Source organism: Mesorhizobium sp. M0019 (assembly GCF_040323975.1).
Classification (GTDB): domain Bacteria; phylum Pseudomonadota; class Alphaproteobacteria; order Rhizobiales; family Rhizobiaceae; genus Mesorhizobium.
Genome location: NZ_JAMYVK010000030.1, coordinates 64,973 through 85,918, shown reverse-complemented (window position 1 = coordinate 85,918; position 20,946 = coordinate 64,973). Strand labels below are relative to the sequence as shown.

General features: G+C 63.5%; 20 protein-coding genes. 14 read left to right on the top strand and 6 right to left on the bottom strand.

Translation table 11 applies throughout. The annotated features are described in order from the left end of the window. Positions 1-691: sugar-binding transcriptional regulator (locus tag NKK47_RS21455; protein ID WP_352578173.1), on the top strand; the 691-nt coding region annotated here is incomplete at its 5' end. Positions 692-766: 75 nt separating this feature from the next. Here NKK47_RS21455 and NKK47_RS21450 read toward each other — a convergent pair. Beyond that, entirely contained in the window at positions 767-952 is a 186-nt protein-coding gene (locus NKK47_RS21450) for a hypothetical protein (protein WP_254815832.1), read from the bottom strand. 110 nt (positions 953-1,062) lie between these two features. On the opposite strand from NKK47_RS21450, the gene gcvA (NKK47_RS21445) reads away from it, so the two are divergent. The 9 genes from gcvA (NKK47_RS21445) (at position 1,063) to NKK47_RS21405 (ending at position 10,977) form a co-directional block, all read left to right on the top strand. Continuing rightward, a complete protein-coding gene (gcvA, locus tag NKK47_RS21445) occupies positions 1,063-1,974 on the top strand; it encodes a transcriptional regulator GcvA (protein WP_352578172.1) in 912 nt (303 codons plus the stop codon). 214 nt (positions 1,975-2,188) lie between these two features. Further along, on the top strand, positions 2,189-3,499 hold the full coding sequence (locus NKK47_RS21440; protein WP_352578171.1) for an ABC transporter substrate-binding protein: 1,311 nt from the start codon (positions 2,189-2,191) through the stop codon (positions 3,497-3,499). A gap of 114 nt (positions 3,500-3,613) precedes the next feature. After that, complete coding sequence (locus NKK47_RS21435; protein ID WP_023676993.1) at positions 3,614-4,486, top strand: carbohydrate ABC transporter permease; 873 nt, start codon at positions 3,614-3,616, stop codon at positions 4,484-4,486. Positions 4,487-4,497: 11 nt separating this feature from the next. Next, a complete protein-coding gene (locus NKK47_RS21430; RefSeq protein ID WP_023676992.1) occupies positions 4,498-5,322 on the top strand; it encodes a carbohydrate ABC transporter permease in 825 nt (274 codons plus the stop codon). A 51-nt stretch (positions 5,323-5,373) separates the two neighbouring features. Next, positions 5,374-6,378 carry an ABC transporter ATP-binding protein gene (locus NKK47_RS21425; RefSeq protein ID WP_023676991.1) on the top strand — a complete coding sequence of 335 codons (1,005 nt, stop codon included), beginning with the start codon at positions 5,374-5,376 and terminating at the stop codon, positions 6,376-6,378. Then, positions 6,375-7,145 carry an L-iditol 2-dehydrogenase gene (locus NKK47_RS21420; RefSeq protein ID WP_023676990.1) on the top strand — a complete coding sequence of 257 codons (771 nt, stop codon included), beginning with the start codon at positions 6,375-6,377 and terminating at the stop codon, positions 7,143-7,145. The genes NKK47_RS21425 and NKK47_RS21420 overlap by 4 nt, the downstream gene beginning before the upstream one ends. Positions 7,146-7,216: 71 nt before the next feature. Further along, positions 7,217-8,695, top strand: coding sequence for a mannitol dehydrogenase family protein (locus tag NKK47_RS21415; protein ID WP_352578170.1), 1,479 nt, complete (start codon positions 7,217-7,219; stop codon positions 8,693-8,695). Between the two features lie 15 nt (positions 8,696-8,710). Continuing rightward, on the top strand, positions 8,711-9,394 hold the full coding sequence (locus NKK47_RS21410) for an HAD family hydrolase (RefSeq protein ID WP_352455927.1): 684 nt from the start codon (positions 8,711-8,713) through the stop codon (positions 9,392-9,394). Then, on the top strand, positions 9,391-10,977 hold the full coding sequence (locus NKK47_RS21405) for an FGGY-family carbohydrate kinase (RefSeq protein WP_352568547.1): 1,587 nt from the start codon (positions 9,391-9,393) through the stop codon (positions 10,975-10,977). Before NKK47_RS21410 ends, NKK47_RS21405 begins: the two co-directional genes overlap by 4 nt. 14 nt (positions 10,978-10,991) lie before the next feature. Here the strand turns inward: NKK47_RS21405 and NKK47_RS21400 are convergent, their stop codons facing one another. After that, positions 10,992-11,573, bottom strand: coding sequence for a histidine phosphatase family protein (locus NKK47_RS21400; protein ID WP_352456011.1), 582 nt, complete (start codon positions 11,571-11,573; stop codon positions 10,992-10,994). 234 nt (positions 11,574-11,807) lie between these two features. Here NKK47_RS21400 and NKK47_RS21395 point away from each other — a divergent pair, with 234 nt between their 5' ends. Continuing rightward, on the top strand, positions 11,808-13,211 hold the full coding sequence (locus NKK47_RS21395; RefSeq protein ID WP_352568546.1) for an MATE family efflux transporter: 1,404 nt from the start codon (positions 11,808-11,810) through the stop codon (positions 13,209-13,211). A gap of 16 nt (positions 13,212-13,227) precedes the next feature. Here NKK47_RS21395 and NKK47_RS21390 read toward each other — a convergent pair whose 3' ends face one another. From NKK47_RS21390 to speB, 4 genes are all read right to left on the bottom strand, one after another. Then, entirely contained in the window at positions 13,228-13,875 is a 648-nt protein-coding gene (locus NKK47_RS21390) for an amino acid ABC transporter permease (RefSeq protein ID WP_023722520.1), read from the bottom strand. Further along, the gene (locus NKK47_RS21385) at positions 13,872-14,540 is read right to left on the bottom strand and encodes an amino acid ABC transporter permease (protein WP_352568545.1); all 669 of its coding nucleotides are present in this window, start codon (positions 14,538-14,540) and stop codon (positions 13,872-13,874) included. Before NKK47_RS21385 ends, NKK47_RS21390 begins: the two co-directional genes overlap by 4 nt. A gap of 6 nt (positions 14,541-14,546) precedes the next feature. Then, on the bottom strand, positions 14,547-15,356 hold the full coding sequence (locus NKK47_RS21380; RefSeq protein WP_352568544.1) for a transporter substrate-binding domain-containing protein: 810 nt from the start codon (positions 15,354-15,356) through the stop codon (positions 14,547-14,549). A gap of 136 nt (positions 15,357-15,492) precedes the next feature. Beyond that, the gene (gene speB, locus NKK47_RS21375; RefSeq protein ID WP_352455929.1) at positions 15,493-16,554 is read right to left on the bottom strand and encodes an agmatinase; all 1,062 of its coding nucleotides are present in this window, start codon (positions 16,552-16,554) and stop codon (positions 15,493-15,495) included. A 183-nt stretch (positions 16,555-16,737) separates the two neighbouring features. On the opposite strand from speB, the gene gcvA (NKK47_RS21370) reads away from it, so the two are divergent. The 3 genes from gcvA (NKK47_RS21370) (at position 16,738) to NKK47_RS21360 (ending at position 20,818) form a co-directional block, all read left to right on the top strand. Continuing rightward, complete coding sequence (gene gcvA / locus NKK47_RS21370; protein ID WP_023676980.1) at positions 16,738-17,712, top strand: transcriptional regulator GcvA; 975 nt, start codon at positions 16,738-16,740, stop codon at positions 17,710-17,712. A gap of 192 nt (positions 17,713-17,904) precedes the next feature. After that, positions 17,905-19,209, top strand: coding sequence for a nicotinate phosphoribosyltransferase (gene pncB / locus NKK47_RS21365; protein ID WP_352578169.1), 1,305 nt, complete (start codon positions 17,905-17,907; stop codon positions 19,207-19,209). 169 nt (positions 19,210-19,378) lie between these two features. Then, positions 19,379-20,818, top strand: coding sequence for a hypothetical protein (locus NKK47_RS21360; RefSeq protein WP_352578168.1), 1,440 nt, complete (start codon positions 19,379-19,381; stop codon positions 20,816-20,818). Positions 20,819-20,946: the final 128 nt, after the last annotated feature.

Genomic DNA, 20,946 nt, shown 5'->3' with positions numbered 1-20,946 from the left:
AATCTTACCCCCCCCGGACTCCGGGGGGCGCGGGGGGGGGGCGGCCTTCTCCGCCGGGGGGGGGGGGCGGGGGGCCCTTTGTGAGTGGGCCAGCGCCCCCGGCCGCACGCTGAAGGCCGCGATCGAGCAACTGCCGCCGATGGAATGCCCGCAGCACAAAGTGGTGTCGCTGACCGGCAACATCTCGCCGGACGGCTCGGCGGCCTTCTACAACGTCATCTTCACCATGGCCGACAGGGTCAAGGCGCGTTCGTTTCCGATGCCTTTGCCGGTCATCGCTTCCTCGCCCGAGGAGCGCGAGATGCTGCTCAGCCAGCCGATGATCCAGCCGACGCTGGCGCTTGCGGCCGAGGCCGACGTCACCTTTGTCGGCATCGGCGATCTCGGCCCGAAGGCGCCGCTTTACGAGGACGGCTTCATTTCGGAGGGCGAATTAAAGGCGCTGCAGAAGGCCGGCGGCGTCGCCGAGATCGTCGGCTGGGTATTCGATCGTGACGGCCGCATGATCGAGGGCATCACCAATGATCGGGTGTCGTCGGCGCCGCTGCCGTCGCGCGAAAAGTCGCTGGTGATCGCGCTTGCCATGGGCGACCGCAAGCTGCCGGGCATCTTCGCCGCCGTCAACCGGCGGTTGGTCAACGGCCTCATCACCGATGAGCGGACCGCCGCCGCCTTGCTGGCGGGCGCATGATCTCCGAGCCGCTGGCGGTCGGAAACGATCATGTGAAATCGAAACGCATCTGAATCCCCGATAAAACGAGCGTCACTACTGGTGCCGGCCGCAAGGATCGTTGCCGTCGAGAAAGCCCATGTCGCGCTGCAGATGCGGCGGCAGCTCCCGGACGTCGAGATAGGCCCGTTTCCGCGCCGCGTGCCTTGCCAATCCCCGCGCCAACCGTGAAAACCAGCCATGGGCTGGAGCAAGAAGCAGCTTTTCCTGTATTGTGGTCATGATCGTCAGCCTTCGCTATCTCTAGGCGTAATTGATCTTCAATACGGAATATCGGTAGGACCGGCCGGTGCCGCCAATCAAACGTCGATCACTGCCCATAAGGAGGGCTTATGCCGGAGCTCAATTCACGACAGCTGGTTTCGCAGCTTCCTCCGCTTCAGGCGATCCGGGTGTTCGAGGCGGTGGCGCGGCATCTCTCGTTCACCAAGGCCGCCCAGGAGCTTGGCATGACGCAGGCGGCGGCAAGCTATCAGATCAAGCTTCTGGAGGAGCGCATCGGCGCGCCCCTGTTCTTGCGCCAGCCAAAACAGATCGTGCTGACCGAACCCGGCCAGCGCCTGGCGCCCGCGGTCAGCGAGGCGTTCGCGCTGTTGAGCGGCGCCTATGCCGCCGCGCGCACCGGCGCCGACGGCTTGCTTTGCGTTTCGACGCTGCTGACATTTGCCTCCAACTGGCTGGCGCAGCATCTCGGTTCGTTCCAGGTCGCGCATCCGTCGCTGGCGGTGCGCGTCGATACTTCGAACAGGGTTGTCGACTTTGCCAGAGAGGATATCGACATCGCCATCCGCTCCGGCGGCGGCAACTGGCCGGGCGTCGAGACCCATATGCTTTTCAGGGCCGATTTCACGCCGGTCCTTAGTCCAAAGCTCGCGGCAAGCATCGGCGGCGTCAAGGAGCCGGCCGACCTGCTGCGGCTGCCGATCCTCGACCCGGGTGACATCTGGTGGCGGGACTGGTTTGCCGCCGCCGGCCTGCCGGTCGAGGAGCTGGCCAAGCGTCCCGGCACCAGCATGGGCGCGCAGGCCTACGAGGCCAATGCCGCGATTGCCGGCCACGGCGTGGCGATCGTTACCAAGGCGCTGTTCAAGACCGAACTTGCCGACGGCCGCCTGATCCAGCCCTTCGATCTGGTCGGTGACGACGGCCACGCCTATTGGCTGGTCTATCCGACGGCACGACGCAACGTGCCGAAGATCCGCGCCTTCCGCGATTGGATCCTGAGCGAGATCGCTTGCCAGTAGGCTGAATCCCAGCAAGCCCGATAGCAAAGCGCCGGGCCCAATCAGCCCGGCCGAATCCTTCGTCAGACATGCCGCAAACGTCCCAGGCTTGCCGCTGCACGAGACCCGGCGTGCTGCGCTGCAGCAACGAATTCGTCTTGACATAATTCATTTCAAGTGAGTAATTGCTCACAGCCAAGGCAAATGCTCATCTTGGTTTATGGGAGGAATTTTGATGAAACTTCGCACGTTCACCCTAGGCCTGTTCTCGGCCAGCGCCCTCGCTTTCGCCGCGCATGCCGAATCCATCACCATCGCCACGGTCAACAATGGCGACATGGTCCGCATGCAGAAGCTGACCGACGACTTCACCGCCAAGAATCCCGACATTCAGCTGCAGTGGGTCACGCTCGAGGAAAACGTCCTGCGCGAGCGCGTCACCACCGACATCGCCACCAAGGGTGGCCAGTACGACGTGATGACTATCGGCACCTATGAAGTGCCGATCTGGGCCAAGCAGAACTGGCTTTTGCCGCTCGACAAGCTCGGCGACGATTACGACGTCAAGGACATCATCCCGGCCATAGCCGGCGGCCTGTCGGTCGACGGCAAGCTCTACGCAGCCCCGTTCTACGGCGAAAGCTCCTTCGTCATGTACCGCAAGGACCTGATGGAAAAGGCCGGGCTCAAGATGCCCGATGCACCGACCTGGGACTTCATCAAGCAGGCCGCCGACAAGATGACCGACCGCGCCAACGGCGTGAACGGCGTCTGCCTGCGCGGCAAGGCCGGCTGGGGCGAGAACATGGCCTTCCTGACCGCCATGTCGAACTCGTTCGGCGCGCGCTGGTTCGACGAGAACTGGAAGCCGCAATTCGACCGGCCCGAATGGAAGAACACGCTGCAGTTCTATGTCGACCTGATGAAGGCCGACGGCCCCGAGGGCGCGTCGTCCAACGGCTTCAACGAAAACCTGGCGCTGTTCCAGCAGGGCAAATGCGGCATGTGGATCGACGCTACCGTCGCTGCCTCCTTCGTTTCCGACCCGAAGAACTCCACCGTCGCCGACAAGGTCGGCTATGCGCTGGCGCCGGACAATGGCCTCGGCAAGCGCGGCAATTGGCTGTGGGCATGGTCGCTAGCCATCCCCGCCGGCACGCAGAAGGCCGACGCCGCTCAAAAGTTCGTATCCTGGGCAACCAGCAAGCACTATGCCGAACTCGTCGCCTCGAAGGAAGGCTGGGCCAACGTTCCGCCGGGAACGCGCTCGTCGCTCTATGCCAATCCCGAATACCAGAAGGCAGCACCTTTCGCCAAGATGACGCTGGACTCGATCAACTCCGCCGATCCGACGCACCCGACCGTCAAGCCGGTGCCCTATGTCGGCGTCCAGTTCGTCGCCATTCCTGAGTTCCAGGGTCTCGGCACCACCGTCGGCCAGCTCTTCTCGGCGGCACTTGCCGGCCAGTCGAGCGTCGACGATGCCTTGAAGCAGGCGCAGGACGCCGCCACCGCGACGATGACCGAGGGCGGTTACATCAAGTAAGCTCCTCCCGGTGCCGGTTGCCAATGGCGACCGGCAACGGCCGCCCGAATCCCAGTTCGGGCGGCCAGCTTTCACACCGCTGAAAAACTTGGCCGACCTCGAAGGGTGACCGTCATGGCTACTCAGCAGACCCGTTCGCTTGCCCGTTTCATGATGGCGCCATCCGTGGTGCTGCTGCTGGTCTGGATGATTGTGCCGCTGGCATTCACGCTGTGGTTTTCCTTCCAGCAATACAACCCGCTCAATCCGATGCGCGACGGCTTCGTCGGGTTTTCGAACTACGCGCTGTTCTATTCCAACCCGGCATTCCTGCAGTCGATCCTCAACACGCTCACCATCGTCGTCAGCGTGCTTTTGATCACGGTGATCGGCGGTATTCTGCTCGCCCTTCTGCTCGATCAGCCGATGTGGGGACAGGGCATCGTCCGCATCCTTGTCATCTCGCCGTTCTTCGTCATGCCACCGGTGGCAGCACTGGTCTGGAAGAACATGATCATGCATCCGCAGTACGGGGTTTTCGCCGATATTGCGCGCTTCTTCGGCGGGCAGCCGATCGATTGGTTCGGGCAGCACCCGCTCCTGGCGATCATCATCATCGTTGCCTGGCAATGGCTGCCGTTTGCTACGCTGATCCTGTTGACCGCGCTTCAGTCGCTCGACGTCGAGCAGAAGGAAGCCGCCGAAATGGACGGCGCCGGCTTCATCAGCCGCTTCATCTATTTGACGCTGCCTCATATGTCGCGCGCCATAACCGTCGTCATCCTGATCCAGACGATCTTCCTGCTGTCGGTCTATGCCGAGATCCTCGTCACCACCAATGGCGGCCCGGGTTACGCCTCCACCAACCTGCCCTTCCTCGTCTATCAGAAGGCATTGCTGGAGTTCAAAATCGGCCAGGCGTCCGCCGGCGGTATCATTGCCGTCATTCTCGCCAACATCGTTGCCTTCTTCGCCATGCGCGCTGTCGGCAAGAACCTGGATAAATAAGGGAGGATAAGATGGCACGTGCAGTCACCACCCAGCACAAGACGATTGCGACCGCGGCCGCCTGGATCGTTGCGCTGCTGATCTTCTTCCCGATCCTCTATACGATCATCACCTCGTTCAAGTCGGAGCAGGAGGCTATCCAGGGCTTCAACCTGTTCCCGTCGGGAACCACGGAGAGCTATTCCGAGGTCCAGGCGCAGAACGGCTATTTCAAATTCTTCCTGAATTCGGTGTTCCTGTCGGTCGGCTCGACCATCCTGGCTCTGCTCGTCGCCATACCGGCGGCATGGTCGATGGCGTTTTCGCCGGGCAAACGCACCAAGGACATCCTGATGTGGATGCTTTCCACCAAGATGATGCCGGCCGTCGCCGTGCTGTTTCCGATCTATCTGATCTTCCGCGATACCGGCCTGCTCGACAGCCGCATCGGCCTGATGGTCATGCTGATGCTGATCAACCTGCCGATCGTGGTCTGGATGCTTTACACCTATTTTCGCGAGATCCCGGGCGAGATCCTGGAAGCGGCGCGCATGGACGGCGCATCGCTCTGGAACGAGATCATCTACGTGCTGACGCCGATGGCGGTCCCCGGCATCGCCTCGACCATGCTGCTCAACATCATTCTCGCCTGGAACGAGGCGTTCTGGACGATCCGGCTGACCACCACCGAGGCCGCGCCGCTCACCGCTTTCATCAGCTCCTTCTCCAGCCCGCAGGGGCTGTTCTGGGCCAAGCTTTCGGCCGCCTCGACGCTGGCGATCGCGCCGATACTGATCATGGGCTGGTTCAGCCAGAAGCAGCTGGTCCGAGGCCTGACATTCGGCGCGGTAAAGTAGCGGGCATCGCCTGACGCAAAACGAAAAGATAGCCCTTCGGGGGAGGAAACCATGGGAAACATCACGCTCAAGAACGTCTCCAAATCCTTCGGGGCGACGTCCATCATCCCCGGCCTCGATCTGGTCATCGAGGACGGAGAGTTCGTCGTCTTCGTCGGCCCGTCGGGCTGCGGCAAATCCACCCTGTTGCGTCTGATCGCCGGTCTCGAGGATACCAGCGGCGGCACCATCATCATCGATGGTCGCGACGTCACCGGCGAGGCGCCGGCCAAGCGCAAGCTGGCTATGGTGTTCCAGTCCTATGCGCTCTACCCGCACATGACGGTGGCCAAGAACATCGCCTTCCCGCTGAAGATGGCGGGCGAAGACCAGGCGACCATCGACAAGAAGGTGAAGGACGCCGCGCGGATCCTGAACCTCACCAACTACCTCGACCGCCGCCCCGGCCAGCTCTCCGGCGGCCAGCGGCAGCGCGTCGCCATCGGCCGCGCCATCGTGCGCCAGCCGTCGGCCTTCCTGTTCGACGAGCCTTTGTCCAATCTCGACGCGGCGCTGCGCGGCACCATGCGGCTGGAGATCAGCGAGCTGCATCACCAGCTCAAGACAACCATGGTCTACGTCACCCACGACCAGATCGAGGCGATGACCATGGCCGACAAGATCGTCGTGCTCAATGCCGGCAATATCGAGCAGGTCGGCTCGCCGATGGAGCTCTATAAGACGCCGAAGAACCTGTTCGTCGCCGGCTTCATAGGTTCGCCGAAGATGAACCTGATCGAAGGCGCGCCGGCCGCCAAATATGGCGCCAAGACAGTCGGCATTCGCCCGGAGCATATGAACATTTCGAAGACGTCAGGCGACTGGAAGGCGACGGTCGGGGTTGCCGAGCATCTCGGCTCCGACACGTTTTTGCACGTCCAGGCGGATGGTGTCGGGCAGCTGACGGTGCGTGCCGACGGCGAGTTGGCCGCCCATCACGGCGACACGATCTACCTGACGCCGGAAAAGGCCAAGCTGCATCGTTTCGGCGCCGACGGGAAGGCGATGCTGCAATGAGGCTCCGGGGTAAATCGGCGCTGATTACCGGATCGGCGCGCGGCATCGGCAGGGCGTTTGCCGAAGCCTACATGCGCGAAGGGGCGACGGTCGCGATTGGCGACATCAATCTCGAAGCCGCCGAGAAGACGGCTTCGGAAATCGGCCGCAACGCCTACGCGGTAAAGCTCGACGTCACCGATCTCGCGTCTATCGATGAGGCCGTCAAGGCGGTCGAAGCCAGGGCCGGCGGCCTGGATATCTTGATCAACAACGCTGCTTTGTTCGACCTGGCGCCGATCGTCGAGATCACCAAGACAAGCTACGACAAATTGTTTTCGGTCAACGTCGCCGGCACGCTGTTTACGTTGCAGGCCGCCGCCCGTTCGATGATTGCCCGGGGCAAGGGCGGCAAGATCATCAACATGGCAAGCCAGGCCGGGCGCCGCGGCGAGGCGCTGGTCACCGTCTACTGCGCCACCAAGGCGGCGGTCATCTCGCTCACCCAGTCGGCAGGGCTCGACCTGATCAAACACCGCATCAACGTCAATGCCATCGCCCCGGGTGTCGTCGACGGCGAGCATTGGGACCATGTCGATGCCTTGTTCGCCAAGTTCGAGAACCGGCCGAGGGGCGAGAAGAAGAGGCTGGTCGGCGAAGCCGTGCCTTATGGCCGCATGGGCACGGCGCAAGACCTCACCGGCATGGCGGTGTTCCTGGCCAGCGATGAGGCCGAGTACATCGTCGCCCAGACCTACAATGTCGATGGCGGCCAGTGGATGAGTTGAGGGGGCGAAGGCGCTCTTCCCCCCGTCTCCTCCACGGGGGGAAGAGCCGTCCCGCTAAAGGGTAAAAGCAGATGACCGTGAAACTCTCTTCTTCCATCCTCGCCAAGCTGCCGCCCAAGGTCGCCGGCCCGGAATATGATCGCGCCGCGCTCAAGGCCGGCATCGTGCATTTCGGCGTCGGCAATTTCCATCGCTCGCACCAGGCCGTCTATCTCGACGACCTGTTCAATTCGGGTGTCGGCCACGACTGGGCCATTGTTGGCGCCGGCGTCTTCGAGGGCGAGAAGGTCGGCCGCGGCAAGTTGCAGGAGCAGGACTGGCTGACCACCGTGGTCGAGCAGGACAGCGGCCATATGAGCGCGCGCGTCACCGGCGTCATGATCGACTTCCTGGTGCCGGGCGATGCGGCCGCAATCGTCGAGCGGCTTGCCGATCCGGCGATCAAGATCGTCTCCCTGACCATTACCGAGGGCGGATATTTCATCGATCCGGCATCCGGCGTCTTCAATCCGACACATCCCGACATCGTTGCCGACGCTGAGCCGGGGGCGACCCCGAAGACCGTCTTCGGCCTCGTCCTCGCCGGGCTGCTGCGCCGCCGCGCCGACGGTATCGTGCCCTTCACAATTATGTCCTGCGACAACATCCCCCATAACGGCCACGTCACCTCAGATGGCGTCATCGGCCTTGCGCGGCTGATCGACGAAGCTTTGGCAAACTGGGTGAGCGAGAACGTTGCCTTTCCCAATGGCATGGTCGACCGCATCACGCCGGCCACCACCGACCGCGAGCGCGGCATTCTCTCCAGCGAGTTCGGCCTCGACGACAATTGGCCGGTGTTTTGCGAACCGTTCAAGCAATGGGTGCTGGAGGACCGTTTCACCAACGGCCGCCCGCCGCTGGAAAAGGTCGGCGTGCAGTTCGTCAGCGACGTCGCGCCCTATGAGCTGATGAAGATCCGCATCCTCAATGGCGGCCATGCGACCATCGCCTATCCGGCCGGGCTGATGGACATCCATTTCGTCCATGAGGCGATGCAGGAGCCGCTGGTACGCGGCTTCCTCGACAAGCTCGAGCATGACGAAATCATCCCGACCGTGCCGCCGGTTCCGGACACCGACCTCGAAGATTACTACCAGCTCATCGAGCACCGCTTCTCCAATCCGAAGATAGGCGACACCATACGCCGGCTTTGCCTCGACGGCTCCAACCGCCAGCCGAAATTCATCATCCCGACCATCGCCGACCGGCTGAAGGCTGGCAAAAGTGTCACCGGCCTTGCGCTGGAATCGGCGCTCTGGTGTCGCTACTGCTTCGGCACGACGGATTCCGGTGCCGTCACCGAGCCCAACGACCCGAACTGGGGCCGGTTGCAGGCGACGGCCAAGGCGGCCAGGGACATGCCTGCCGCCTGGCTTGCCATGGAGGACATCTATGGCGATATCGGCCGCTCGCCGCCGTTCGCTGAAGCCTTCGGCCAAGCGCTGAGACTGCTGTGGGCGGACGGCGCGCGCGCGACACTGACGCGCTATCTCGCCGGCGACCTCTGAAGCCGATCCAGCGCGATGACGCCTGAACTGGTCATTTTCGACTGCGACGGCGTGCTGGTGGACAGTGAGATGCTGTCCGTCTCGGCATTGCTGGAGATGATCGCGCTTGCCGGCGGCAACGTCAGCGAGGACATTGCCTACGAGCACTTCCTCGGCAAGAGCATGAAGAGCGTCCGCGAAATCCTCGCAAGCGACTTCGGGCTCGATCTCACCGACCAGCATCTGACCGAGATGCGCTCCGAACTGATGCGCAGATTCCGCGAGGAGCTGAAACCGATGCCAGGTATCGCACAGGTCCTGCCGAGGCTCGGCGTACCGTGCTGCGTCGCCTCCTCCGGCACCCTGGAACGCATCCGCTATGCGCTCGACGTCACCGGGTTGCTTGGGCTGCTGGAGCCGCATTTGTTCAGCGCCGCCATGGTGGCGCGGGGCAAACCGGCGCCCGATCTCTTTCTCCATGCAGCAGATAAAATGAGAGCGGCCCCGCGAAACTGCCTCGTCGTCGAGGACAGCCCGGCCGGCATCGAAGCGGCGCGGGCGGCCGGCATGCGCGTCCTTGCCTTCACCGGCGGCTCGCACACCGGCAACCCGGCATTGAAAGCGCGGCTTGCGTCGAGTGAGCCGGACTTTATATTCGCTGACATGCTGCAATTGCCCGATCTGATTGCAGGCCTGGGAGCGAGAGCAAGAACACCTTGACCAACAGTTTCGTTTGCGCGGTCGATGTCGGCACCGGAAGCGCTCGTGCCGGCATTCTCGACACCGGTGGCGCCTTGCTCGGCCGCGCCGAGCACCCGATCGCCATGCAACAGCCGAAGGCCGACCATGCCGAGCACGATTCGCAGGATATATGGTCGGCGGTGTGCATGGCCGTCCGCGCTGCCCGCGAAAAGGCGGGCGTGCGGGCCGAGGATATCGTCGGCATCTCCTTTGATGCCACCTGCTCGCTGGTGGTGCGAGACCGGCATGGCGGCCAGCTCAGCGTGTCCGTCACTGGTGAAAGGCGCTGGGACACCATTGTCTGGCTCGACCATCGCGCAATTGCCGAGGCCGACGAATGCACTGAAAGCGGCCACGCTGTGCTCGACTATATCGGCGGCGTCATGTCGCCGGAAATGGAGACGCCGAAGCTGATGTGGCTGAAGCGCAACCTGCCCGGAACATGGAACGAAGCCGGCTATCTATTCGACCTCACCGACTTCCTCACCTGGAAGGCAAGCGGCTCGCTCTCCCGTTCACAATGCACGCTGACCGCCAAATGGACCTATCTAGCCCATGAAGCGACCGGCTGGCGGCGCGACTTCTTCGAAGCCGTCGGGCTCGGCGATATCTTTGAGCACGGCAACCTGCCGGAAAAGGCAAGCCCGGTCGGTGCCGATATCGGCCCGCTCGGCGCGCAAGCCGCGACGGAGCTTGGCCTCACCGAAAAATGCCGGGTCGGCGCCGGCGTCATCGATGCCTATGCCGGCGCGCTTGGCGTGCTCGGCGGTTTCGCCGGTGACGCGACGAACATCGGCCGCCATCTGGCCCTGATTGCCGGTACGTCGAGTTGCGTCATGGCGATGTCGCCCGATCCGCAGCCTTTCGCTGGTGTCTGGGGCCCATATTATGGCGCAGCCCTTCCCGGCCTGTGGCTGTCGGAAGGTGGCCAGTCGGCCACCGGCGCGCTGCTCGACCACATCATCCGCTGGCATGGCGCCGGCGGCGAGCCGGATGCCGCCATGCATGCCAGGATTGCCCACCGCGTCGCCGAGTTGCGTGCCGCCGAGGGCGAAAACCTCGCCGCAAGGCTGCACGTACTGCCCGATTTTCACGGCAACCGCTCGCCGCTCGCCGACCCGCATGCCGTCGGCGTCATCAGCGGGCTGACGCTGGATGCCTCCTTCGACAGTCTGTGCAAGCTCTACTGGCGCACCGCCGTCAGCATCGCGCTTGGCGTCCGTCATGTGCTGGAAGCGCTGAACGAGAACGGCTATCTGATCGACACGCTGCACGTCACCGGCGGCCACACCAAGAACCCGCTGTTGATGGAGCTCTATGCCGATGCCACCGGCTGCACGGTGGTCGAGCCGCTGGCGGACGAGGCGGTGCTGCTCGGCACCGGCATGATTGCCGCCACCGCGGCCAGGCTTTTTCCCGATTTGAACGCTGCCTGCGTCGCCATGCAACAGGGCGGCAGGACGCGAGAGCCCAATCCGGCTGCCGCCGGCCGGTTCGATCGCGACTACCGCGTGTTTCTCGAAATGCACAGGCAAAGGCAGGCGCTGGACGCGATCCGATAAATCGGGATCGGTTGCTATCTCTGGTTCCAGCGCCGGATGACCGGCTCGTCAAGGTCGTGCTCATAACCGAGCACGCTTATGCTGGCGGTATCCAGCACGAAAAACGCGCCGGCTTGCGGCGGCAGGCCGAGCCAGCGTGCGGCCAGCACCCTAAGGAAATGCGAGCTTGAGAAGACCAGGACATTGCTGCCGACCTCGCGCAACTGGCTGACGATCCGGTCCGCCCTCGAGCCGACATCCGTGGCGGACTCGCCGCTCGGGCAGCCGTCGCGAAAGAGACGCCAGCCGGGGCGCTCGGCGAGGATTTGCTTGGTGGTCAATCCCTCATAGGCACCATAATCCCACTCCGCCAGATCGTCCTTCTTCACGCCTGACGAGCCGAAGCCGGCCAGCGCACAGGTGTTGAAGGCGCGCTGCGACGGGCTCGACCACACCGCCGAGAAGGACAGGCCCTTGAGCCGCTCAGCGATCCGCCTTGCCGCTTCCTCGCCGGCCGGCGTCAGCGGTATGTCGGTTCGGCCGGTATGTTTTCCGGACGCACTCCATTCCGTCTCGCCATGCCGAACCAGATAGATTTCGGGAAACGCGCTCATCAGGCTGCCTTTCAAATGGATTCTGCCGCGACCATAGCGGCTTCCATAGCCTCTCCAATAGCCTGCATTGAACCGACTGGCTTAACCCTTCCGCAAGTCAGCCTCTTGCCACCGGTGCCCATTTGATAGACAAACCCGTCGTAATGCGGAATCCGGCCGATCTTGGCCATTTTCCGCGCTGAGACGCGGCTTCCGGCTCTTGCCGACGTGCCGCAATCGGATAGGCGGAAAACTAGAATGTCTGCGATCGAAGCCGACGCTCGCGCGCCGGAAAACCTTTGGCGTCGGGAAATCAGGGCGATGCTGGCGCTCGCCTGGCCGATGGTGCTGACCAATCTCGGCCAGACCGCGATGACCGCTACCGACGTCATGATGATGGGGCGGCTGGGGCCGGACACGCTGGCCAGCGGTGCGCTTGGTGCCAATCTCTACTTCATGCCGCTCATCTTCGGGCTCGGCCTGATGCTGGCGACCTCGCCGATGATGGCGACCGAGCTCGGCCGTCGCCGGCACTCGGTGCGCGACCTGCGCCGCACCGTGCGCCAGGGTCTGTGGCTGGCGATCCTCATTTGCATTCCGATATGGGCCCTTCTCTGGCACGGCGAGAGCGTGTTGCTGGCCATGGGTCAGGAACCGGCGCTGGCGCACCAGGCCGGCATCTATCTGCGCTGGCTCGAATGGGCGGTGCTGCCCTTTTTCGGCTACATCGTCCTGCGCTCGTTCATTTCGGCGCTGGAGCGGCCGGGCTGGGCGCTGATCATCGTCTTCGTTGCCGTCGCCTGCAACGCCTTCTTCAACTGGCTGTTCATGTTCGGCAATCTCGGCATCCAATCGATGGGCATCGCCGGCTCCGGCCTCGCCACCACTCTGTCCAGCACGTTGATGTTCGCCGGCATGGCGGCGGTGGTGATGCTTGAGAAGAAATTCCGGCGCTATCGTCTGTTCGGACGCTTCTGGCGCGCCGATTGGCCGCGCTTCAAGGGCCTGCTGCGGCTCGGCCTGCCGATCGCCGGCCTGCTGGCGTTCGAGGTGACGATCTTCAACGCGGCGGCCTTTCTCATGGGCCTGATCGATGCGGCTTCGCTTGCCGCCCATGCGATCGCCATCCAGATCGCCTCGATCACCTTCATGGTGCCGCTCGGCCTCAACCAGGCGGTGACGGTGCGCGTCGGACTTGCCCACGGCGCCGGCAATCCGGAAGGTGTCTGCCGGGCTGGCTGGACCGCCTATGTCGTCGGTGTCTCCTTCATGGCGCTGATGGGGCTAGTGATGATCCTGTGGCCGCATCTCTTGATCGGCGCCTTCATCGATCTGGGCAATCCGGCTAATGCCGAGGTGGTGGCGCTTGCCGTGTCGTTCCTCGCCTTTGCCGCGCTGTTCCAGGTTTTTGACGGTGCGCAGGCGGTCGCCAGCGGCATGCTGCGCGGCCTGCACGACACCAAGGTGCCGATGATCTATGCCGCGATCGGATATTGGGGCGTCGGGCTGCCGCTCGGCGTGCTGCTGGCCTTCCGTTTCGGCTTCAACGGCGTCGGCATCTGGATCGGCCTGTCGTCGGGACTGGCGGTGGTTGCGGCGCTCTTGCTAGGGCGCTGGCTGCGGCGTGACAGGATCGCGCCGCCGCTGGTATTCGGGCGTTGAATTGCTGGTCGCCCGCTCAGCGGGCCGCCGCCCGCTGCTCGAGCGAACGTGCGTATTGCGTCAGCGGAAAGCACATGACGAAGAAGATCAGCGCTACCAGCCCATAGACTTTGAACGGTTCGAAGGTCGCATTGTTGATCGCGTTGGATGTCCTCACCAGCTCCTCGAAACCGATGATCGACGTCAGCGCGGTCGACTTGATCAGCTGCACCAGAAAGCCGACGGTCGGTGCGCGGGTGATCGAAAACGCCTGAGGCAAGATGATCAGCCGGAGTTCCTGCAGATAGTGCAGGCCGAGGCTGGCGCCGGCGTCCCACTGGCCGCGCGGCAGTGCATCGACGCCGCCGCGCCAGATCTCGGCGAGATAGGCGCTGGCAAAGAAGGTCAGGCCAAGCACCGCCGCGGTCCACGGCTCGATGCGCAGGCCCAGCATCGGCAAGCCGAAGAACATCAGGAAGAGCTGCATCAGCAGCGGCGTGCCCTGGAAAAGCGCGATATAGCCGGAGGCAAACCGGCGCGCCCATTTATTCTTGGCGATCCGGAAGAACAGCACGATCATGCCGACCACGGCCCCGCCGACAAAGGCGGCCAGCGACAAGAGCACCGTCCAGCGCGCCGCCAGCAGCAGGTTGCGCAGAATGTCCCAGAAGGTGAATTCGATCATGACACGCCGGCTCCGAGAAGCCGGCGCCCGCCGCCGACCAGCAGCCGGCGCAGCCCAATCGACAGGATGAGATAGACCATCGTCACGATGAAATAGGTCTCGAAAGCCCGGAACGTGCGCGCCTGCAGCATGTCGGCTTCATAGGTCAGCTCGCGAACGGCGATCTGCGATACCACGGCGGATTCCAGCATCATGATGACGATCTGGCTGGTCAGCGCCGGATAGATTACCTTGAGCGCCTGCGGCAGCACGATCTTGATGAAGACCTGGCGCGGCCTGAGCCCAAGCGCCAGTGCCGCTTCCGTCTGCCCGGGCGGCACCGCGTCGAGCCCGGCGCCAACGATCTCGATCGTATAGGCGGCCATGTTGAGCGTCATCGCCAGCATGGCTGCCAGCACCGGATCGAGCTTGACGCCGATGCTGGGCAGCCCGAAGAAGATGAAGAATAGCTGCACCAGGAACGGCGTGTTGCGGATCACCTCGACATAGACGCCGATCGCCCGCTTGAGCAGGAGCGGACCGTTCCGCCGCCCTGCGGCGCCGAGGATGCTGAGCAACGTTCCCGCCAGCGTGGTCACGGCGATCAACAGGATCGTCGTGGCCGCGCCGCGCGCGATCGCCCCTGTCGCCCCGGCAAGCCAGCCGAAGTCGAGGCTATAGCTCACCGGCCATCAATCCTTGAGATTGGCGGGATCGAGCGGCGTCTTCAGCCAGGCTTTCGAGCTTTCGTCCAGTCTGCCGTCGGCCAGCATCTTGGCAACCGCATCGTTGACCGCTTGTTTGAGGCGGTCTTCCTTCTTGTTGAGGCCGATATGCGAGGGCGAGGTGAGAAGCTGGAATTTCTGCTCCGGCTTCAGTTCCTCCTGCCGGGCGAGCACCTGGGCGCCGACATCGTTGCCGACCACCATCAGTTGGGTCTGACCCGAAATGAAGGCCTGGATGACGGAATTGTAGTTGTCGAAACGGCGGATGTCGGCCGAGGCCGGTGCCGCCTCGGTCAGCGAGGTATCCTCCAGCGTGCCGCGATTGACGGCGATCGACTTGTCGGCGAGGTCTTCCTTGCCTTTGACCGCAAGAGCTGCCGGGCCGATGACGGCGATGTAATAGGGCGCGTAGGCGGCGGCGAAATCGATCACCTGCTCACGCTCCTTGGAATAGCCGACGCTCATCAGCAGGTCGACGCGCTTGTCGGTAAGGTACGGGATGCGGTTCTGGCCGGTCACGCTGACCAGATTGAGCTTGACCTTGAGCTGGTCGGCGATGGATTGCGCCACGTCGATGTCGTAGCCCTTGATGCTCATGTCGGCGCTGGCCGAGGAGAAGGGCGGGAAGTCGGAAAAGATGCCGACATTGATGGCGCCGGCCTTGGCTATGTCGTCGATCGCGTCGGCATTGACGGCCTGCGTCGTGAAAGCAAAACCGGTCGCGCCGAGCATCAGCACGGCGGCGATGGACGATTTGAGTTTCATGTGAAGTGTCATTGTCATTCCCCTGCTGGAAGCTTGTTTGTTTGAGTGCAACCGCCGGCTCCAGCGCGGCGGTCGCCTTTGGATTCTCTAGTGGACCATGATCTTCTCCGAAAACCGGTTCCCACTTTCGGGATCATGGTCGAGCGTGTCAGCCCGCCTTGCCGGTGATTGCCGGGCTGAAGACCATCAGGCTGAGGATCTCGAACAGCACCTGCGCGCCGGCGTGCGCCGTGTTGGTGGTCGCGTCGTACTGCGGTGCCACCTCGACGACGTCGCCGCCGACGATGTTGAGTCCCTTCAGGCCGCGCAGCAGCTCGAGCACTTCGCGCGTCGTCAGCCCGCCGACTTCCGGTGTGCCGGTGCCCGGCGCGAAGGCCGGATCGACGCTGTCGATGTCGAACGAGACATAGGTCGGGCCGTCGCCGACTATCCTGCGCGCCTTCTCGATAATTGCGGGAATGCCGAGGCCGGTCACCTCTTCGGCATGCACGACGGTCATGCCGGACTCATAGGTGAACTCCCACAGATACTCGGCCGAGCCGCGAATGCCGATCTGGATGGTGCGGCTCGGGTCGAGCACGCCGTCCAGCACCGCGTTGCGGAACGGCCCGCCATGGTGGAACTTGGTCATGTCGAACAGGCCGCTGGTATCGCAGTGCGCGTCGATATGGATCATGCCCACCGGCGCCCTCTTGCCGACAGCCTTCAGGATCGGGTGGCTAATCGAATGGTCGCCGCCGACAGACAAGGGCAGGACGCCGGCGTCGACGATCTGGTTGGTGCGGCGTTCGATGTCGTCATGGCTGGTCTCCAGCCGGTAGCGGCTCTGGAACGGCACGTCGCCGATGTCGGCGACCTTCAGCTCATGCGTCGGTGCGCATTCCAGCACATGATTGTAGGGGCCGATGCGCTCGATGGCGCGCAGCGCCCTTGGCCCGAAACGGGCGCCCGGCCGGTTGGTGACGCCCAGATCCATCGGCACACCGATCATCGCCACCTGCAGATCGCCGAAATCCGGATTGTCGGCGGCGATTTCACGATAGGGCGCCGCGAGGAAGGTCGGGATGCCGGAATAGGGCGCCAGTCGCGTGCCGGTCTTGGAGAAGATCTTGTCGGCGACACGCTGGAATTTCGGGTCGAACATTTCGCCGCCATGGCTCTCGCCGTATTTGCGGCGCAACGCTTCGAGCTTGCCGCGGTCGTAACCCATGTCGGTCCTCCATGGCTGGTGCGGCGCGCGGACAGCGGCCCCGATAGCCGCAGCCGTCGGCTGCCTGCAGATTTCACGTCTTGATGCAATGCCTGGGCAAAGTGTCCCGTAGCTGCATTGAAAAATCAATTGATATTGTTAGTGTGTTATCTGTGAGAAAATCTCACAGAGCCTAGGGTCCAAATGGCCAAGCGTTTGCCACCGCTCAACCCGCTGCGCGCCTTCGAGGCGACGGCGCGCCACGCCTCGCTGAGCAAGGCGGCGGCTGAGCTCAACGTCACCCACGGCGCCATCAGCCATCAGATCAAGGCGCTCGAGCAATCGTTGGGTGTCAAGCTGTTCGAGCGTGCCGGTCAGCGGGTGAAGCTGACGCCGCACGGCGCCGAGTTGCTGCCGGCGGTGTCGACCGCCTTCGACGGCATTGCCGCCGCTACGCAGCGAATGACGAGGCCGGCCAGCACCGGCGTTCTCTCTGTATCCTGCGTGCCGGCGCTACTGTTGCTGTGGATGATCCCGCGGCTGGGCAGCTTCACCTCGCAATATCCGGATATCAGGCTGACGCTGATCCCATCCAATGATGCCAAGGACGTCCGCGCACCGCATATCGATGTCTGCGTGCACTATGGTGACGGCAGCTGGACCGACTGCTGGATGCGCAAATGGTCGGGCCTCGAACTGTTCCCGGTGGTCAGCCCGACGCTGATCAACAACCGCCCGATCCGCACCGTCCGCGACCTCGCCGATCACGTCTTCCTACATGGCGACGACGGCCGCGAATGGCACACCTGGCTGGCCGCCGCTGACGCGCTGGACCTGGAGCGCGGCCGCCGCCACCATCTTGGCGACGCGCGGATGGCGACCGAGGCCGCTGTCCACGGCCATGGCGTGGCGCTCGGCGACACGGTGACGGCAAGCGGACTGCTCGCCAGGGGCCTGCTTGTCGCCCCGTTCAGTCTTTCCGTGCCGGCCGTCGACGATTTCTATGTCGTCTGCCGCAACGAGATGCGGTCGGCGCCGATCGTGCAATTGTTCATCGACTGGCTGTTTGCCGAGAAAGAGCAGGCCGACCGCCGCGCCGACGCGCCGGTGGCAGGCCGCATCGGCATTCGCCGCAAGCGTCCAGCGCTCAAGGTGGTCGGCGCCAAGACCGCTTCCTGAGGCCGAAACTGCCGCAGGCGCCGCTTGCCGCAGGGGCTTCTTTTTGTCGGGCCAGCCCGCAATGCGGGAGGCGCGTTCAAAAATTCGATGCTAAGAGGCATTTGGAGCAATTCCAGGAAAAGTGCGCAGCGGTTTTCCGTCCGGAATTGCGCTAGACAAAAGCTAGAGCGAGCAACGAAGGCGCATTGAGCGATGGCAAAGACCGATATAGCGCGGCGCGTCTACAATCACACCTGGAAGCTCGACCCGATCGTCCGCAGCTTGCTCGACACCGATTTCTACAAGCTTCTGATGCTGCAGATGATCTGGGGCATGTATCCCAAGGTCGACGCCACCTTCTCGCTGATCAACCGCACCACCTCGGTCCGCCTTGCCGAGGAGATCGATGAGACGGAGCTGCGCGAGCAGCTCGACCATGCCCGCACCTTGCGCTTCTCTAAGAAAGAGATGATCTGGCTCGGCGGCAACACTTTCTATGGCCGCAAGCAGATATTCGAACCGGAATTCCTCGCCTGGCTGGAAAATTTCCGGCTGCCCGAATACGAGCTTTCCAAGCGCGACGGCCAATACGAACTCGCCTTCAGCGGTCCGTGGATGTACACGACGCTGTGGGAGATCCCGGCGCTGGCAATTATCAATGAACTTCGATCTCGCGCGGCCATGCGGGCGTTCGGGCCGTTCGCGCTCGACGTGCTCTATGCCCGCGCCAAGGCCAAGATGTGGGCCAAGACCGAGCGGCTGAAGGCGCTGCCCGGCATCCGCATCTCGGATTTCGGCACCCGCCGCCGTCATTCTTTCCTGTGGCAGCGCTGGTGCGTCGAAGCGTTGAAGGAGGGCATCGGCGAGGCCTTCACTGGCACCTCCAACGTGCTGCTCGCCATGGACAACGATCTCGAGGCGCTCGGCACCAATGCGCATGAACTGCCGATGGTGTTCGCCGCGCTCACCAATTCGGAAAAGGAATTGAAACAGTCGCCCTACAACGTGCTGCAGGACTGGCAGCGCTACTACGGCGGCAACCTGCTGATCGTACTGCCGGACACCTTCGGCACCGCGGCGTTCCTGCGCGATGCACCGGACTGGGTCGCCGACTGGACCGGCTTTCGCCCCGACAGCGCGCCGCCGATCGAGGGCGGCGAGAAGATCATTTCCTGGTGGCGCGAAAAGGGCAAGGACCCCAAGCAGAAGCTGCTCATCTTCTCGGATGGGCTGGAGGTCGAGACCATCGAGGAGACCTACCGCCACTTCCGCGGCAAAGTGCGCATGTCCTTCGGCTGGGGCACCAACCTGACCAATGATTTCGAGGGCTGCGCGCCGACCGAGACCAACCGGCTAGACGCCATCTCGCTGGTCTGCAAGGTCACCGATGCCAACGGCAGGCCGGCGGTCAAGCTTTCCGACAATCCGGCCAAGTCGACAGGCGACGAGAAAGAGATCGAGCGCTATTTGCGGATATTCGGCCAGAAGGATCGCGTGGAGCAACTGGTGAAAGTGTGAGGTGGGGGAACTCTTGGATACCACGAGTTCCTTCGCGCCCCCCTCTGTCCTACCGGACATCTCCCCCACGAGGGGGGAGATTGCGCCCTCATTGCCGCTTTCGCCAATCGCTAAAGTTGCAGAAGGAGAGCCGACGGCGGAACCGCCGATCTCCCCCCTTGAGGGGGAGATGTCCGGTAGGACAGAGGGGGGCGCCGTAGAGCGCTGCATTTCTGCAATCAGGCCCTTTCCCGGCCTCGTCGCTTCCTTGGCATTCCCATCCACGCCCGCCTTCGCCCACGCCTCCGACCGCGGCCACGTCCTGCTTCTCCCCACCGGCTACTACGTCGTCGGTGGCGCGCTCGCCGTTGCCGCCAGCTTCCTGATCCTCGCTCTACTCCCGCCGGACTCCCTCGACCGCTTCTGGCGCAAACGCCTGCCGCTTTTCGCCTTCGGCGACGGCGCGCGGACTGCCGTCAGCCTGGTATCCTTTGCCGGCTTTGCAATTCTGATTGCCGCCGGCCTGTTCGGCAGCCGCGATCCGCTCTCCAATCCGCTGCCGCTGACCGTATGGACGCTGCTCTGGGTTGGCCTGGCTCTGTTGCAGGGGCTCGCCGGCGATCTCTGGTCGTGGGCCAATCCGTGGTACGGGCCATGCCGCGTCGTCTCGCACCTGTTCGGCAGATCGCAGCCGTATCTGGTCCCCCAACGGCTCGGCTATTGGCCGGCTTTCGTGCTGTTCTTCGCCTTCGCCTGGTTCGAGCTGATCGACCCTGCGCCCGACGATCCGGCGCGGCTGGCCTGGGCCGCCGGCGCCTATTGGCTGCTGAGCTTCGCCGCCATGCAGGTCTTCGGCTACCGCGACTGGAGCCTGCGCGGTGAGTTCCTGACCGTGTTCTTTTCCATGGTAGCGCACTTCGCCATCGTCGAACGTAGTGCAGACGGCCGGCTAAAACTCTGCTGGCCGGGCGCCAAGCTGCTCGCTGCCGCGCCGCTACCGCTCAGCGGCGTCGCTTTCCTGCTGCTTGCGCTGTCGTCGGTGTCCTTCGACGGCCTGTCGAAAACCTTCTTCTGGCTAGGCTGGTTCGGCATCAATCCGCTGGAGTTTCCGGGACGCACCGCTTTGATCGGCATCGGCAGCTTCGGCCTTGTGCTGAGCTTTGCCGTGCTTGCGGCCGTGTTCGCGCTCGCCGTCTTTCTTGGCCAGAACCTTGCCGGCAGCAAGCATTCGCTCGGTCACGCCGCCGGGCTTTTGGTCTGGTCGATCGTACCGATCGCGTTCGCCTACCACTTCGCGCATTATCTGACGGCGCTGCTGGTCGACGGCCAATATGCGATTGCCGCTCTCTCCGACCCGTTTGCGCTGGGCTGGACCCTGTTCGGTACCGCCGACATGTCAATTGAAGCCGGCGTCGTCGCCGGTGCCGGTTCGGCGTGGTGGCTGTGGAACTTCCAGGCCGGCGTCATCATAGCCGGCCACATGCTTGCTGTGCTTGTCGCCCATGGCTTGGCCTGGCGGCTGAACGCCATTCCGGCTCGCGCCGCGCTCAGCCAGTTCCCGCTCACCGTGCTGATGATCGCCTACACCGTCCTCGGCCTATGGCTGCTTGCGACGCCGAGCGCCGGATGAACGAGGTGTGCGATGCCCGCCAATCGAACCTTGGGGAAAGCTCGCTTGCCACGTCAGAGCTTTGGTGATTTAGTTTGTACACATGCAATTTTCGCCCCTCTTAACAAGAGTGGCCTGCCTGCTACAGC

Excerpts from the sequence above, each read along its gene's own strand:
- NKK47_RS21450 (WP_254815832.1), bottom strand. The coding sequence starts at position 952 with ATGACCACAATACAGGAAAAGCTGCTTCTTGCTCCAGCCCATGGCTGG.
- gcvA (WP_352578172.1), top strand. The coding sequence starts at position 1,063 with ATGCCGGAGCTCAATTCACGACAGCTGGTTTCGCAGCTTCCTCCGCTT.
- NKK47_RS21440 (WP_352578171.1), top strand. The coding sequence starts at position 2,189 with ATGAAACTTCGCACGTTCACCCTAGGCCTGTTCTCGGCCAGCGCCCTC.
- NKK47_RS21435 (WP_023676993.1), top strand. The coding sequence starts at position 3,614 with ATGGCTACTCAGCAGACCCGTTCGCTTGCCCGTTTCATGATGGCGCCA.
- NKK47_RS21430 (WP_023676992.1), top strand. The coding sequence starts at position 4,498 with ATGGCACGTGCAGTCACCACCCAGCACAAGACGATTGCGACCGCGGCC.
- NKK47_RS21425 (WP_023676991.1), top strand. The coding sequence starts at position 5,374 with ATGGGAAACATCACGCTCAAGAACGTCTCCAAATCCTTCGGGGCGACG.
- NKK47_RS21420 (WP_023676990.1), top strand. The coding sequence starts at position 6,375 with ATGAGGCTCCGGGGTAAATCGGCGCTGATTACCGGATCGGCGCGCGGC.
- NKK47_RS21415 (WP_352578170.1), top strand. The coding sequence starts at position 7,217 with ATGACCGTGAAACTCTCTTCTTCCATCCTCGCCAAGCTGCCGCCCAAG.
- NKK47_RS21410 (WP_352455927.1), top strand. The coding sequence starts at position 8,711 with ATGACGCCTGAACTGGTCATTTTCGACTGCGACGGCGTGCTGGTGGAC.
- NKK47_RS21395 (WP_352568546.1), top strand. The coding sequence starts at position 11,808 with ATGTCTGCGATCGAAGCCGACGCTCGCGCGCCGGAAAACCTTTGGCGT.
- NKK47_RS21390 (WP_023722520.1), bottom strand. The coding sequence starts at position 13,875 with ATGATCGAATTCACCTTCTGGGACATTCTGCGCAACCTGCTGCTGGCG.
- NKK47_RS21380 (WP_352568544.1), bottom strand. The coding sequence starts at position 15,356 with ATGACACTTCACATGAAACTCAAATCGTCCATCGCCGCCGTGCTGATG.
- speB (WP_352455929.1), bottom strand. The coding sequence starts at position 16,554 with ATGGGTTACGACCGCGGCAAGCTCGAAGCGTTGCGCCGCAAATACGGC.
- gcvA (WP_023676980.1), top strand. The coding sequence starts at position 16,738 with ATGGCCAAGCGTTTGCCACCGCTCAACCCGCTGCGCGCCTTCGAGGCG.
- pncB (WP_352578169.1), top strand. The coding sequence starts at position 17,905 with ATGGCAAAGACCGATATAGCGCGGCGCGTCTACAATCACACCTGGAAG.
- NKK47_RS21360 (WP_352578168.1), top strand. The coding sequence starts at position 19,379 with ATGTCCGGTAGGACAGAGGGGGGCGCCGTAGAGCGCTGCATTTCTGCA.